Below are 15,198 nucleotides of genomic sequence, written 5' to 3'. Positions count from 1 at the left end.
GCGCGCTCCTACAGCGGGTGTCGCAACCGTGTAGGAGCGCGCAACGGGTGTCGCGACCGTGTAGGAGCGCGCCTGCGCGCGATTGACGCCCCGCAGGCCTACCGCTTACCGCCGCAGCGGCGACCCACCCGCCTCGACGATCGCCAGCGCGGCGCCGCCGATCAGGCCCGGCTCGGGATTCATGATCGCCTGGGTGGGCACGTTTTCCATCGTGTCGCGGAAACGACCCTTCGCTTCGAAGCGCTCGCGGAAGTGCTTCTGGATCCAAGGCAGCAGGATCGGCGTCATGCCGCCGGTGAGGTAAACACCGTCCCACGCACCGAGCGTCAGCACGAGGTCGCCGGCGACGCTGCCGAAGATGCCGGCGAAGGTTTCCACGGCACGCTGGCACATCGGGCAGGAGCCATCCAGCGCACGCTGGGTCACCACTTCCGGGGTGATGCCCTCGTCCGGCTTCTGGCCGGAGATCTCGCAGATGGCGTCGTACAGGTTGACCAGGCCGCCGCCGCTGATCAGGCGCTCGTTGGAGACACGGCCGTAGCGCAGGTTGAGCACCTTGAGGATCTCGATGTCCTCGGCGCTATGGGCCGCGAAGCCGGCGTGGCCGCCCTCGGTCTGCAGCACGCTGACCTTGTCGCCACGGATCAGCAGGCCGCCGACGCCGAGGCCGGTGCCCGGACCGACGACCACGAAGGTCTGCTCGTCCTTTCCGCCGATGCGCGGCACGGCGACCTTGCCGACCGGCGTGAGTTCGGTGTTGCCGTCCTTGTCGACGACCTTGTCCGCGCTCATCAGCATCACGGCCATGGACTGGGCGGCGAAGTCGTTGACCAGGTGGACCCACTCGAGGTCGAGGTCGGCAGCGAGCTTCTTGGCCGAGATGGCCCAGGGGTTGTTGGTGACCTTGACCGTCTCGCCGTTATCGATGCGGCCGGCCGCGGCGATGATGGCGCGCTGGGCTTCGTGCCCGGTTTCCTTGAAATACTGCTTCGCGGCGTCGGCCAGCGAGGCATAGTCCTTCACGTGGTAACGCCGGATGCTTTCCTGGACGAGGGGCTGCCCTTGTTCCGGATGGGCGATGCCAAACCGCACGTTCGTGCCGCCGAGGTCGGCGAGCAGGGTCGGCGCCGCGGCGCTAACGTTAGCCATGATGGGGAAGCCTGTCGTGTCACGGAAGCCCGCAAGGTTGCCTCTTGCGGGGGCTGTCGTCTAGTGACGGTTTGCTCTTCACTCCGTTGACACAGCCGGGGAGTCCTGAATGGGGGCCGTGGGTCCGACACTTTGACGTAAACGATTACGTCGGCAGAATACCCCATCGTCCGGGTCGATGGCACGCCTTCGCCTGCCCGCCCGGGCTTCTATTGGAGAGTCATGATGGCAGCGGTCACCCTCGACAAGGTGCGCAAGGTTTACCCCAACGGCCATGTGGCCCTGAACGAAGCCAGCTTCGAGATCGCCGACGGCGAACTGCTGGTGCTGGTCGGGCCCTCCGGCTGCGGCAAGACCACGCTGCTGCGCATGATCGCGGGGCTGGAGTCGATTTCCGGCGGCACGATGCGGATCGGCGACCGGGTGGTCAACGACGTCGCGCCGAAGGATCGCGACATCGCCATGGTGTTCCAGAACTACGCGCTCTATCCGCACATGACGGTGCGCGAGAACCTGGGCTTCGGCCTGCGCCTGCGCGGCGTGGACAAGGCCGAGATCGACAAGCGCGTCGCCACGGCCTCCGACATGCTCGGCCTGGACGAGCGCCTCGACCACCGCCCCGCGGCGCTTTCCGGTGGCCAGCGCCAGCGCGTGGCGTTGGGGCGTGCGCTGGTCCGCGATCCGTCGGTGTTCCTGCTCGACGAACCGCTGTCCAACCTCGATGCGAAGCTGCGCCTGTCGACCCGCGTGGAAATCGCGCGGATCCATCGCCGCGTCGGCGCGACGATGGTGTACGTCACCCACGACCAGATCGAAGCGATGACGCTCGGCCAGCGCATCGTCGTGCTCAACGGTGGCGTCGTGCAGCAGCTCGACACGCCGATGAACCTGTACAACAAGCCGGCCAACCTGTTCGTCGCGGGCTTCCTCGGTAGCCCGGCGATGAACCTGTTCCACGGCACGCTGCGTCGCGAAGACGGACTGCGGCTGGTCATGCAGGAAGGCAGCATCACGCTCGGCGTCGACAGCCCCGGGCTTGCCGCTTACATCGACAAGCCACTGGTGGTCGGCCTGCGTCCGGAAGACCTGCTCACCGTCGCCGACCATGCGGGCATCGACGAGCGCCTGCGCGCGCACGTGGAAGTGGTCGAGCCGGTGGGCAACGAAGTGTTCCTCAACATGCGCCACGCCGGCGAAGAACTCGTTTCGCGCGTTCCCCCGCACTCGACGATCCAGCCCGGCACGGATGTCGGCCTCGGCTTCCATGCCGAACGCCTGCACTTCTTCGACCCCGAGAGCACGGCCCGCATCGACGCCTGACGGGCAGCGCGGGCCCGCGCCGGTTGAGATTTCTCTAATATTGCGAATGCGATCCATTCGCAATAAGCTATGCGCTGACCGCCCGTGAAGAGGCGGCGAACCACTCCCCGATAACCCCGGCCGCCAGCCCGGAGGCACGTCCTCCTTCGCAAGCTCCCGATATGCAGCGCCATGCGCGCTGCATCCCTAGCGAAGGACGATCCACGTGTTCCACTCCAGGAAGAACCTCCTCACCGCCGCCGTCGGTGCGGCGCTGCTCTGTGGCCATGCCGTACAGGCCGCCGACGCGCCCGCCGCACCCATCGCCGCCACCACGGCGGACGAGTTGCCGCGCATCACGGTCACGGCGATCGGCTCGTCGCTACGCTTCGACGCGCCGGCCACGGTCACCGTCATCGACCGCCAGAAGATGGATCGCCACCTCGTCGCCAACATCCGCGACCTCGTGAAATACGAGCCGGGCGTGTCGGTGGTGGGCACCGCCGGCCGCTGGGGCCTGGACAGCTACACCATCCGTGGTCTCGACGGTAACCGCGTGTCGATCCTGACCGACGGCGTCCCGGCGTCGAGTTCGTTCGGCTTCTCGACCACCGGCATGCGCGCCGGTCGCAGCTTCGTCGATCCGGACACGCTCAAGGCGGTGGAAATCACCCGCGGCCCCGCCTCCGCGCTGAACCCGTCCGACTCGCTCGGTGGCACCGTGCGCTACACCACGAAGGACCCGGCCGATTACCTGAAGGACGGCAAGGACACGTACGTCTCGGTGCGCGAGCGCTACGACAGCGCGGACCGTTCGCTGGGCACGTCGCTTACGCTGGCTGGCGGCCGCCCGGACAACGGGCTGGTGATCGTAGCCAACCACATCGAAGGCCACGACCTCGGCAACAAGGGCGACGTCGCGACGCAGGACTACACCCGTACGCGACCGGACCCGCTGACCCAGGACACCACGAGCCTCCTGGCGAAATACGTGCACGTGGCCGACAGCGGTCGCGAAGACCGGGTCACCGCCGACTTCTATCGCAACAACGTCGACACCAACGTACTCAGCGCCGTCGGCCAGGCCGGCACGACGCGCCTGCTCACCGACAACGCCAACGACCGCGCCACCCGCCAGCGTGTCTCCGTCGGCCAGCGCTTCCCGACCATCGACATGGGAATCGCCGACTCGCTCGCATGGGACGTGTACTGGCAGAAGTCCGAGACCGAGTCGCAGACGCGCACGCTGGCCAACGTACCGTCGCGCGCCGCGACGTACGACCGCCTCTACCTCAGCGACCTGCAGGAACGCGTCTATGGCGGCCACCTGGTCTTCGGCAAGACGATCGACGCCGGCGGCATGCAGCAGCACATCGCCTATGGCATCGAAGCCTCGCGCACCACGCCCACCGGCCAGCTGGGCGGGCAGGGCACCAACCTCGCCACGGGGGTGACGTCGAGCAGCTCGCCGTACATGCCCGAGAACTACCCGCTGCGTTTCTTCCCGCGCAACGACACGGACCGATATGCGGTGTTCGCGCAGGACGAGTTCGCCTTCCTCGACGGCCGCCTCCGCGTCACGCCCGGCGTGCGCTGGGACCACTACGCGTTCAAGCCGGACCAGGACGATCCCTACTACCAGAGTTCGTTCGTGCAGGAGGGGCTCGATGACGTGAAGAAGAATCGCTTCTCGCCCAAGCTCGGCGTCACCTGGTCGGTGACCGACAACGTCGAACTGTTCGGCAATTACAGCCAGGGTTTTCGTCCGCCGCTGTACAACGAGCTGGCCGTCGCCTGGGGTACGGCACGCCTGTATGGCATCGTGCCGAATCCGAACCTCAAGCCCGAAACCAGCAAGGGCATCGAGATCGGCGTGCGCGGCAATGGCGAGCTCGGTTACTTCAGCGCCAGCGCGTACTACAACCGCTACCGCAACTTCATCTATGGCGGCTTCACCCTGCCTCGCAGCGAATGGCCGCAGTGGGCGATCAACCAGAACCTGCTGATCGTGATGCAGGCGGTGAACTTCCCGAAGGCGACGATCAAAGGCGTGGAAGCCTCGGGCGGGCTCATGCTCGGCGCGCTCGATGCATCGCTGCAGGGCTGGCGCATCGAAGGCAACCTGGCCGCGTCGCGTGGCGACAAGACGACCTACGAGGGTGGCTGGTCGCCGCTCGACAGCGTCGATCCGCTGACGGCGACGCTCGGCGTGGCCTACGACGCGAAGACCTGGGGTGCCGAGTTGATCGGCAAGGGCGTGCAGCGCAAGTCGCGGCTGGACGACGACACCGCGTTCCGCGCGCCGGGCTACGCCACGCTCGACCTGTATGCCCACTGGAAGCCGTGGCAGCCACTCGAGCTGATGGCCGGCGTGACCAACATCGCCGATCGCAAGTACTGGGACTGGGGTTCGCTGCACGGGGGCGTGCTGGCCAACGTCGCCACGGGCGGCGGTGTCGACGACACCCAGGCACGCAACGCGCAGATCGAACGCCTGACCATGCCCGGCCGCGCACTCGTGGTCTCGGCCCGCTACACCTTCTGACGGAGAAGACGCCATGCAGGACATGCAAACCGCTACTGCGCCGCGCATCGACATCCCTGCGCTGCTAAACGGCTATCGACAGCTGCGCGAGAGCGAACCGGGCCTGCGTGCCCGCGACGCCGCCCAGCGGCTTGGCGTCAGCGAGGGCGCCCTTGTCGCCAGCCGCGTGGGTGACGGCGTAACCCGGCTGGAAGGCGAGTTGCCCCGGCTGATCCGCGACCTGCCTTCGCTCGGCCGCGTGATGGCACTGACCCGCAACGAATACTGCGTGCACGAGAAGAAGGGACAGTACGACCAGATCGACATCGGCGGGGCGATGGGCATCGTCCTGGCCGAAGACATCGACCTGCGCCTGTTCCTGAAGCACTGGCGATATGGCTTCGCCGTGCGCGAAAGCTCGCGCGGCCGCGAGCTGGAAAGCCTGCAGTTCTTCGACGGCGACGGCAAGGCGGTGCACAAGGTGTATGCCACCGACGACACCGACCGCGCGGGATGGCGTGCGCTGCTGCATCGTTACACCGCGGCCGTGCAGTCGCCGCTGATCGACATCGCCCCCGTCGACGAGCCGTTGCCCGAGCGCCTCGCCGACGCCGCCGTGGACCTCGCCTCGCTACGCGATCACTGGCGTGCCCTGCGTGACCCGCATGACTTCTTCGCGATGCTGAAGAAGCACGATGTCACCCGGACCCAGGCACTGCGCCTCGTCGGCGACGAGTTCGCCACGCGGGTGAACGACGACGCGATCCGCACGGTGCTCGAAGGCGCGGCCGCGGGTGGCGAGCCACTGATGGTGTTCGTCGGCTCACCCGGTGTCGTGCAGATCCACACCGGGCCCGTGGAAAAGGTGGTCATGGCGGGCCCGTGGATCAACGTGATGGATCCCGGCTTCAACCTGCACCTGCGCACGGATGCCATCGCGAGCAGCTGGATCGTGCGCAAGCCCGTGCCCGAAGGCATGGTCACGTCGCTCGAGCTCTATGCCGCGGATGGGACCCAGATCGTGCAGCTCTTCGGCAAGCGCAAGCCGGGGATCCCCGAGCGTGACGACTGGCGTGCGTTGCTTTCCACGGTGGGGATGGCGGCATGACGGCGCGGCACGTGGTTCTCGCGCTGGCGCTGGTCGCGTCGTCGGGCCTGTCGCACGCGGCGACGCGCATCGTGTCGCTCGGCGGCGACGTCACCGAGACGATCTATGCCATCCATGCGCAGGCACAGCTCGCCGGCGTCGACAGCACCAGCACGTACCCCGACGCGGCGCACGCGCTGCCCGACGTCGGCTATGTCCGCCAGCTCAGTGCGGAAGGCGTGCTGGCACTCCGGCCGGACCTGATCCTGGCGACGCACGATGCCGGGCCGGCCACCGCGATCGAGCAGATCCGGAGTGCCGGCGTGCGGATCGAAACCTTGCCGGTCTCGCGCTCGCCGGCGGACATCGAAGTGAAGATCCGTCGCATCGGCGAACTCACTGGCCATGCAAACGAAGCCAGCAAGCTGGCCGACGACGTGGCAAGCCGTTTCGCCGCGCTGGCAAAGGCCGTGGCGGTGATGCCGACGCATCCGCGTGCGGTGTTCCTGATGTCGACGGGCGAGGGCAGTCCGATGGCGGCGGGGAACGACACCGCCGCCGATCGCGCGATCGCCCTGGCCGGTGGCATCAACGTGGCCGCCGGCGTGCCGGGCTACAAGGCGGTGTCGCCCGAGGCACTGGTCGCCATGAAGCCGGACGCCATCCTCCTGATGAAAGAGCGCGAGGACGCGGTGGGTGGGATCGACGGCGTGCTGAAGATGCCGGGCGTGGCCGACACGCCCGCGGGCAAGGCGAAGCGGATCTACTTCGTCGAAGGCCAGGCGCTGCTCGGCTTCGGCCCGCGCACGGCCGAAAAAGCCGCGGCGTTGCAAGCCAGCTGGTCACGTCCGTGAACAGCGTCGCCGCGCCGCTGACGCGGCGACGCGCCGGGCGCCGGGCGATGCTCGGCGCGCTGGCGTTGCTGCTGCTCGCCACGGCCACGTGGAGCCTGACCCGCGGAGCCATGGCGATCACGTCCGCCGATATCGCCGGTGCCCTGTGGCGCTGGCTATCCGGCGACGCCCTGCGCGGCGACGACAACGTGGTGCTCTCCCTGCGCCTGCCTCGCCTGCTGCTCGCCGTGATGGTCGGATCGGCGCTGGCGGCTGGCGGCACGACGATGCAGGGGCTGTTCCGCAATCCGCTGGCGGATCCGGGGCTCATCGGCGTGTCGGCGGGGGCGGCCGTTGGTGCCGTCGCGGCGATCGTCCTCGGCGGCCAGTCCGGCTCGTGGCGGGTGGCGCTTTGCGCGTTCGTCGGCGGCCTCGTGGCGACGACCCTGGTCTTCCTGATCGGCCGTCGTCGCCCCGGCGTTGCCAGCCTGCTGCTCGCCGGCGTCGCGATCAACGCCATCGCCATGGCCGGCGTGGGCCTGATGACTTACCTCGCCAACGAAAACCAGTTGCGCGACCTGACCTTCTGGTCGCTCGGCAGCCTGGGCGGCGCGAGCTGGTCGCGGCTGGCGATCGTCGCGCCGTGGATCATGCTTCCGCTGCTGTGCCTGCCACGCGCCGCGGCGGCGTTGAATGCGTTGCTGCTGGGCGATGGCGAAGCGGCGCTGCTCGGCTTTCGCCCCGAGCGCCTGCAGCCGCTGCTGGTCGGCCTCGTCGCGCTCTCCGTCGGCGCATCGGTGGCGTTCACCGGGGTGATCGGTTTCGTCGGGCTGGTGGTGCCGCACGTGCTGCGCATGGGTTTCGGCCCCGACCATCGCTTCCTCCTGCCTGCGTCCGCGCTGGGCGGTGCGATCCTTTTGGTGGCGGCGGATGCACTGGCCAGGACCGTCGTCGCGCCGGGCGAGCTGCCCATCGGCGTGCTGACGGCACTGGTGGGTGGGCCCTTCTTCCTCTGGTTGCTGTTGAGCCGGCGGATTGGGGAGCAGGCATCGTGAGCGCGGCCATGGACGGACAGCTTCGTGCCGCGGATATCTCCGTGGTTCGGCAAGGGCGTGCCATCCTGCGCGATGTGTCGCTGACCGCCACCCGCGGCCGGCTACTGGTGTTGGTAGGCCCGAACGGGGCCGGCAAAAGCACGCTGCTCGGTTGCCTGGCCGGCCGGGTCGCGCCGGTGGCTGGCCACGCCGAACTCGATGGCATGCCCTTGCCAGCGTGGGACCCCCGTGCACTCGCCCGGCGTCGCGCGATGCTCTCGCAGCGGGTCGACCTGGGTTTCGGTTTCACCGCGCGCGAAGTGGTCCTGCTCGGCCGTAGCCCGCATCCCGGGGGTGGCGACCGCGATGACGCGATTGTCGCCGCCGCGCTGCGCGCGGCGCATGCATGGACGTTGCGCGACCGTCGCTACACGGCGCTGTCCGGCGGTGAACAGCAGCGCGTCCAGCTGGCCCGCGTGCTGGCCCAGGTCTGGGACGGCGGCCGCACGGGTGCGTGGCTGTTGCTGGACGAGCCCGAGGCTGGCCTCGACATCGCCCACCAGCATTTCATCCTGCGCCGGGCGCGGGCCTGCGCCGAGGCAGGCTTCGGCGTGGTCGCGGTCTTGCACGACCTCAACCTGGCCGCGCGCTATGCCGACGAAGTGGCCGTCCTGGCGGCGGGTGCGCTGCTCCGCCACGGGCCACCCGCCGAGGCCCTCGACACGGCCTTACTCTCGGAAATCTATGGGATTCCGCTGGGCCGCTCGTTCGGCATCGATGCGGCCTGACCCACGCCCGGGCCCGGCCCGGCGGGCTGCGACGACCTGACGCCCCGCCGCGGCCCGGCCGGGGCGTAAAATGGCGGGATCGCCATCCGCACAGGCACGTCCCATGACCTTTCCTGCCGTTCGCATGCGCCGCATGCGTCGCGACGCCTTCTCCCGCGCACTCATGCGCGAAACGGTGCTCACCGCCGCCGACCTGATCATGGTCGCCTTCGTCGTCGATGGCGAAGGCGTGCGTGAGCCGGTGCCCTCGATGCCGGGCGTGGAGCGCCTGTCGATCGACGAACTGCTGAAGCTCGGTGGCGAATGCGTCGCACTCGGTATCCCGGCGCTGGCGCTGTTCCCTTCGGTGGGCACGTCGGTGAAGACCGAAGACGCCCGCGAGGCCTGGAATCCCGATGCCCTGTTCCAGCGTGCCACCCGTGCGCTGAAGAAGCAGTTCCCCGAGCTGGGGCTGATCGGCGACGTGGCGCTCGATCCGTACACCACGCACGGCCAGGACGGCCTGATCGACGACGAGGGCTACGTGATGAACGAGCCCACCGTCGAAGCCCTCATCAAGATGTCGCTCGCCCAGGCCGACGCCGGCATGGACTTCATCGCCCCGTCGGACATGATGGACGGCCGCATCGGTGCCATTCGCGACGCGCTGGAAGCCGAAGGCCATATCCACACGCGCATCCTCGCCTACTCGGCGAAGTACGCGTCCAGCTTCTATGGCCCGTTCCGCGACGCGGTGGGCTCGGCGGCCAACCTTGGCAAAGGCAACAAGCACACCTACCAGATGGACGTTGGCAACAGCGACGAAGCCCTGCGCGAAGTCGAGCTGGACCTGGCCGAAGGCGCCGACGTGGTGATGGTGAAGCCGGGCCTGCCCTACCTCGACATCGTCCGCCGGGTGAAAGAGACCTTCGGCGCGCCGACCTTCGTCTACCAGGTCAGCGGCGAGTACGCGATGATCAAGGCCGCCGCGCAGAATGGCTGGCTGGACGAGAAGGCCGTTGTGCTGGAGTCGCTCGTGGCGATGAAGCGCGCCGGCGCCGACGCGATCCTCACCTACTTCGCACTGGACGTCGCGCGCTGGCTCAAGGGCTGACGCACAGGCGATTCGTGCAAACCGCGCAAGCGGGCGCGTGACATAATCCCGGCTGGTTTGCCGGGAGTTGCAGGATGGACGGACATCACTTTCTCGAGACGGCTGTCGTCTTCCTGCTGGCGACGGTCATCGCCGTCCCCCTGACGAAGCGCTTCCGCCTTGGCGCGGTGCTCGGCTTCCTGCTGGCGGGCGTGGTCATCGGCCCGTCGCTGCTCGGCCTGGTCAACGACACCGAGGGCGTCGCCACCATCTCCGATTTCGGCGTGGTGCTGATGCTCTTCGTCATCGGCCTCGAATTGTCGCCATCGCGCCTGTGGGTGATGCGGCGCGCGGTCTTCGGCAGCGGCAGCCTGCAAGTGGTCGCCTGCGCACTGGCGCTGGGCGCCATGGGCTACTACCTGTTCGGGCTGACCTGGAAGGCCGCCGTCATCGTCGGTGGCAGCCTTGCCCTGTCGTCCACGGCCTTCGGCTTGCAGATCCTCGCCGAACGCAAGGAAGCCGGCTCGGCGTACGGGCGCCAGGCCTTCGCCATCCTGCTGTTCCAGGACCTCGCCGCGATCCCGCTGATCGCGGCGGTGCCGCTGCTTGGCGGTGCGCTGGCGCGCGATGCGCACGCACCGGACCTGATGAGCGTGGCCCGCGTCGTCGGCGCGATCCTCGGCGTGATCATCGGTGGCCGGCTGGTGCTGCGCCACGTCTTCCGTTTCGTGGCGCGTGCGAAGAGCGCGGAAGTGTCGACCGCCACCGCCTTGCTCGTGGTGATGGGCACCGCATGGCTGATGGAACTGGCCGGCATTTCCAGCACGCTGGGCGCGTTCCTGGCCGGCCTCCTGCTCGCCGACTCGGAATACCGGCACGAACTCGAATCCAACATCGAACCGTTCAAGGGTTTGCTGCTTGGCCTGTTCTTCATCAGCGTGGGCATGTCGGTCGACCTGCGCCTGCTCGTGGCGCAGCCGCTCGTGGTGCTCGGCCTGATCGCGCTCCTGCTGGCGGTGAAGGCCGCACTGATCGTGCCGCTGGGGCGCTTCGTGGGCACGCTCAGTCGCGCGGATTCGATACGGCTTGCCGCGGTGCTCGCCAGCGGCGGTGAATTCGCCTTCGTGGTGCTCAACCTGGCCCAGCAGCAACACATCATCACCGACTCGCAGCGCAACCTGATGGTGATGACCATCTCCCTGTCGATGGCGTTGACCCCGTTGCTGGTCCTGCTCGCCGCGCGCCTCGTCCACGAGCAGGTGAAGAAGCCGGTGCGCGAATTCGACCAGATCGAGACCGACGCGCCGCGGGTGATCATCGCGGGCTTTGGCCGCATGGGTCAGATCGTGGCTCGCGTGCTTCGCGCGCAGGGCATCCAGTTCGTCGCCCTGGAAAGCTCGGTGGAGCAGGTGGAAACCTCGCGTCGCTTCGGCGGCACGTCGTTGTTCTTCGGCGACCCGGGTCGTCCGGAAATGCTGCGCGCGGCACAGGCCGACAAGGCGCAGGTGTTCGTGCTGGCCACGGACGATCCGGAAGCGAACCTGCGCACGGCGCGCCTGGTACGCCGGCAGTTCCCGCACCTGAAGATCGTCGCCCGCGCGCGTAACCGCCAGCACGTGTTCCGGCTGATGGACATCGGCGTGGAAGACCCCGTGCGCGAGACGTTCTATTCCAGCCTGATGATGACCCGGCACGTGCTCGAGGCGCTGGACATGGCGCCGGAAGTCGTCGAGGCGCGGATCGCGCGCTTCCGCAAGCTGGACGAGCAGGTACTGCGCTCGCAGTACCTGGTGTATGACGACGATGCCGCCCTCGTGCAGAGCGCGAAGGACGCGCTCGACGACCTGCAGAAGCTGTTCGAAGCCGACGCGACCGAAGAGCGCGAGCGCGCCGAGGAAAAGTAGCGTTTAGTCCGGCTGGGCTGGCTGGCGCAAGGTCTGACGCACGCTCGGGATCGCCTGGGCGCGGACGCCCAGTTCGTGCGCGATGTCGACGTAGCCGAGGTGCCGTGCGACGTCGCCCGCGGTGCGGCCGAACGCATCGGCCGCCTGCCGGTTCATGCCGCGGCTGAGCAACACGCGCGCAGGCGGCAGCAGCGCATGCATCGCGCAGGCGTGCAGTGCGCTCACCCCGCGATGGTCCGCGTGATCCATCTTCGCGCCGGCGTCGAGCAGCACGGGGACCAGCGCGCCGAGATGGGTCGCATCGGCCTGGCTGCCCGGGCGCATGTGCGAACCGAGCAACAGCAGCAATGGCGTGGCGCCGTCCTTGTCCGCCTTGTTCACGTCGGCGCCCTTGCCGATCAGGCTGTCGAGCAGGCGGCGTGCGCGCAGGCTGTCGCTGCTGCCGAAGCAGTACTGCGCGGCGGCATGCAGCGGCGTGTGGCCATGCGCATCCTCGGCGCTTGCATCGGCGCCGGCACCAAGCAGGCGTTCGACGATCTCGGGATAACCAAGCGCGGCAGCGATCATCAACGCCGTGGTGTCACCGGGGAGGCGCTGGTCGACGGCCACGCCACGGGCGAGCAGGCGTTCCACGACCGCGTCGCGGCGGGCGTTCACCGCGGCGGCCATTGGGGTGACCCCGGACGTGGCGCTGGCGGCCGGATCGGCGCCGGCGTTGATCAGGTGCTCGACCATCTCGGCCTGGCCCGCGCCCGCGGCACGGAGGAGCGCGGTCGCGCCCTGGGCGTCGCGCGTGTCGACGTTGAAGCCAAGCTCGAGCAAGCGGTCGACGGCGGCCGCGTCACCGGCGGAGGCGGCGGAGGGGAGGTCGGATGCGCGCAGCGGTCGCAGCGGCAGCGGCCACTGCGGCCAGCTCAACCAGCGCTCGACGCCGCCATGGCCGATGCCCAGGCCATAAGGCGTCTCGCCGTTGACGTCCGCGGCTTCCGGATCCGCGCCGTGCGCGACGAGCAGGCGGACCAGCGGCAGGGCGTCGCCGTCGTGTTCCAGCGCGGCATGCAGCGGCGTGCGACCGCCGGCATCGCGCGCGTTGGGATCGACGCCGCGTGCCAGCAGGGCGCCCAGCAGTCGCGCGGCACCGCTGGCAGCGGCCATGTGCACCGGCGTGCGCCCGCGGACATCGGCGCCGAACGGGTCGGCACCGGCCTCCAGCATCGCGAGGGCGACGCGCTCGTCGTTGCCGTCCAGACGGCAGATGGCCTGTCCGAGCAGGCCCGCACCGGCCGGCGACGCGCCTGCGCGCATGAGTTGCAGCACGGCGTCGGCCGATTGCGGCAGCTGCGGCAGCAGGGTGTCGAAAAGGCGGCGGCCCAGGGCGGTGTCGGCTTCGTCGGCGGGCGCCGCGAGCCGCGCTTCCGCGGGGAGGCCGTGGTCGAACAGCCACGCTCGCGCGGCGTCGAAGCCGGGGCCGGCGAGGTCGACGTACAGCGACGCCAGTTCGCTGGTCGGCCACTGGCGCACCCGGGCTGAAAAGGTCGATGCGACGGCCCAGTGGCCGAAGCGCAGCGCATCATGCAGGTGCAGCGGGGAATCGGCGCCCGCCTCGGGCAGCACCGACTCGCTCAACGAGGTCGGCAACGGTGTTTCCGGATCGAGCAGCGCAACGAAATCCCAGCGGCCACCGGCAGCGGCGTGATCCAGCGCGCTGCGTCCGTCCGCACCGGCTTCCTTCGGCTGCGCCCCCATGGCGAGCAGTGCGCGCACCGTCGCCGGCTGGGCGCGTGGCGACTGACTGGCCAGCGTAAGCGCGTCGCGCCCATGGCTGTCACGCGGCTTGGCGTCGGCGTTGCCTTCGGCAAGCAGCTGTACGATGCCGGTCGCGCCCGAGCGGGCGGCTTCCATCAACGCCGTGGTGCCGTGCCGATCGGCGAGGTTCGGGTTCGCATGCGCTTGCAGCAGGACGCGCGCGATCTGCTCGTGGCCTTCGGCGGCGGCCGCGAGCAGGGCCGTGCGGCCGCGCTCGTCGGCGCCGTTCACGGGTGCCTTGTGGCGGAGCAGGACCTTCACGCCCTCGGTATCGTCGTCCGGGATGCTGGCGGCCGCGACCAGGGCAGGCTCGGCCCCCACCGGCGCCGGCTTGGCGCCGTGTTCGAGGAGGAAGCGCGCCAGCGCCCAGTTGGCGGCGCGGCACGCGATGGCCAGCGGTGTTTCGCCGGCCGCGTTCACCGCGTCGACCGTCGCGCCGGCATCCAGCAGCATCGCGGCGACGGTGGGCTCGGCGCTGAGCACGGCACCGTGCAGGGCCGTGTTGCCTTCGGCATCGGTCATCGCCGCGCTGGCGCCATTGGCCAGCAGGGTCATCACCGCATCCGGACGGCCATGCCAGCTATCCCGCGAGGCGGCGAGCAGGGCCGTGACGCCGTGGTGGGGGCGGTCGACCTGGGCGCCGCGTGCAATCAGCGCGCGCAGCAGCCGGGTATCCGGGCTCAACGCGGCAAGGGTCAGCACCGGGCGCTGGTCGCGATCGCCCGCCTCGGCCTCGGTATTCGGGTTCGCACCCGCTTCGACCAGGGCGACGGCCCGCGCGACGTCACCCGCGCGGATGGCCGCCAGCAAGGCGCCGTCGCGGATCTCCGGCTGGCGCTCTTCGGTGGAGAGTTCGGGAATCGGCGTCGGCGCAGGCACCACGTGGGCATCGGAGACGACCGCGGGTTCGCGCCGGGTGTCGGCGCGAGCGGTGCGGATATGGCCGCGACGGTCGCACAGCAGGGCGCGCAGGGTGCGGTTGGCGATCAGCAACGAGCAGGCTGGCAGCAGGACGACACCGTAGACGGCGAGCGCTGCGATGCGCATCTCGGCCGGGAACACGCCATACAGGCCCGACAGGGCGACCGCGCAGAACGCCAGTACGAGCAGGCCAAGCGCGGCCGGCACGAAATGGGTGAAGAAGCGTTCTTCGGCCGACAGGTGGCGACCAAAACTGATCGACCGGGCGACGGCGGTGAATATCCAGGAGCCGTTGCCGCTTTCTTCCGGGTAGGCATCGTCCCAGAGGTAGACCAGGCCGAACGCCGGCCAGACGCGCCACAGCGCGCCCAGTGCGACGACCAGGGTCGCGGCCAGCAACAGCGCGGCGCCCAGGCTCGGTGCCTGGGTCAGCTTCAGCAGGGGCCACGCCACCAGCACGAACACCACGAACGTATACGCCGTGAACATCACCACGTACGACGAGCCACGGCGCAGGGCCGTGCGCAGGTAGCTCGACTCCGGGTCGAAGCCGATGGCGTGGCACACCGCGGCCATGGCCAGGGCGTTGGCCAGCAGGAGCGGAATAAGCGCGAGGGGCGAGGCGCTAAGGCCGGCGCACGCAACAGCGGCAAGGGCGGGCAGGAACCAGGGCAGCGCCTTGATCAGCGGCGGTCGTCGACGTTTGGGATTGGCCATGCGCAGGAGTATACGGAGCGTTTCCGCCCTGCGCGGTAACGCGGCGTTAACCCCGGATGCACAT

10 protein-coding genes are annotated in these 15,198 nt (G+C 69.2%); 8 read left to right on the top strand and 2 right to left on the bottom strand.

All coding sequences use genetic code 11. The annotated features are described in order from the left end of the window. Positions 1-105: 105 nt before the first annotated feature. Positions 106-1,149 carry a glucokinase gene (gene glk / locus KPL74_15900; GenBank protein QWT19220.1) on the bottom strand — a complete coding sequence of 348 codons (1,044 nt, stop codon included), beginning with the start codon at positions 1,147-1,149 and terminating at the stop codon, positions 106-108. 225 nt (positions 1,150-1,374) lie between these two features. On the opposite strand from glk, the gene ugpC reads away from it, so the two are divergent. The 8 genes from ugpC to KPL74_15860 all read left to right on the top strand — a co-directional run bounded on the left by ugpC (position 1,375) and on the right by KPL74_15860 (position 11,690). After that, positions 1,375-2,469, top strand: a complete 1,095-nt coding sequence (ugpC, locus tag KPL74_15895) for a sn-glycerol-3-phosphate ABC transporter ATP-binding protein UgpC (protein QWT19219.1) — start codon at positions 1,375-1,377, stop codon at positions 2,467-2,469. 205 nt (positions 2,470-2,674) lie between these two features. Next, positions 2,675-4,993, top strand: a complete 2,319-nt coding sequence (locus tag KPL74_15890) for a TonB-dependent hemoglobin/transferrin/lactoferrin family receptor (GenBank protein ID QWT19218.1) — start codon at positions 2,675-2,677, stop codon at positions 4,991-4,993. 13 nt (positions 4,994-5,006) lie between these two features. Continuing rightward, positions 5,007-6,080 (top strand): hypothetical protein, encoded by a 1,074-nt coding sequence (locus tag KPL74_15885; GenBank protein QWT19217.1) that lies wholly within the window; start codon positions 5,007-5,009, stop codon positions 6,078-6,080. Beyond that, positions 6,077-6,913, top strand: a complete 837-nt coding sequence (locus tag KPL74_15880; protein QWT19216.1) for an ABC transporter substrate-binding protein — start codon at positions 6,077-6,079, stop codon at positions 6,911-6,913. Before KPL74_15885 ends, KPL74_15880 begins: the two co-directional genes overlap by 4 nt. A gap of 47 nt (positions 6,914-6,960) precedes the next feature. After that, a complete protein-coding gene (locus tag KPL74_15875) occupies positions 6,961-7,947 on the top strand; it encodes an iron ABC transporter permease (protein QWT22628.1) in 987 nt (328 codons plus the stop codon). Positions 7,948-7,955: 8 nt separating this feature from the next. Then, positions 7,956-8,714, top strand: coding sequence for a heme ABC transporter ATP-binding protein (locus KPL74_15870; GenBank protein QWT19215.1), 759 nt, complete (start codon positions 7,956-7,958; stop codon positions 8,712-8,714). 103 nt (positions 8,715-8,817) lie between these two features. Beyond that, on the top strand, positions 8,818-9,807 hold the full coding sequence (hemB, locus tag KPL74_15865) for a porphobilinogen synthase (protein QWT19214.1): 990 nt from the start codon (positions 8,818-8,820) through the stop codon (positions 9,805-9,807). Positions 9,808-9,881: 74 nt separating this feature from the next. After that, entirely contained in the window at positions 9,882-11,690 is a 1,809-nt protein-coding gene (locus tag KPL74_15860; GenBank protein QWT19213.1) for a monovalent cation:proton antiporter-2 (CPA2) family protein, read from the top strand. Between the two features lie 3 nt (positions 11,691-11,693). Here the strand turns inward: KPL74_15860 and KPL74_15855 are convergent, their stop codons facing one another. Then, positions 11,694-15,134, bottom strand: a complete 3,441-nt coding sequence (locus KPL74_15855) for an ankyrin repeat domain-containing protein (protein ID QWT19212.1) — start codon at positions 15,132-15,134, stop codon at positions 11,694-11,696. Positions 15,135-15,198: the final 64 nt, after the last annotated feature.

It is taken from the genome of Bacillus sp. NP157 (assembly GCA_018889975.1).
Lineage (GTDB): Bacteria > Pseudomonadota > Gammaproteobacteria > Xanthomonadales > Rhodanobacteraceae > Luteibacter.
This window is presented reverse-complemented; position numbering and strand designations above follow the sequence as displayed.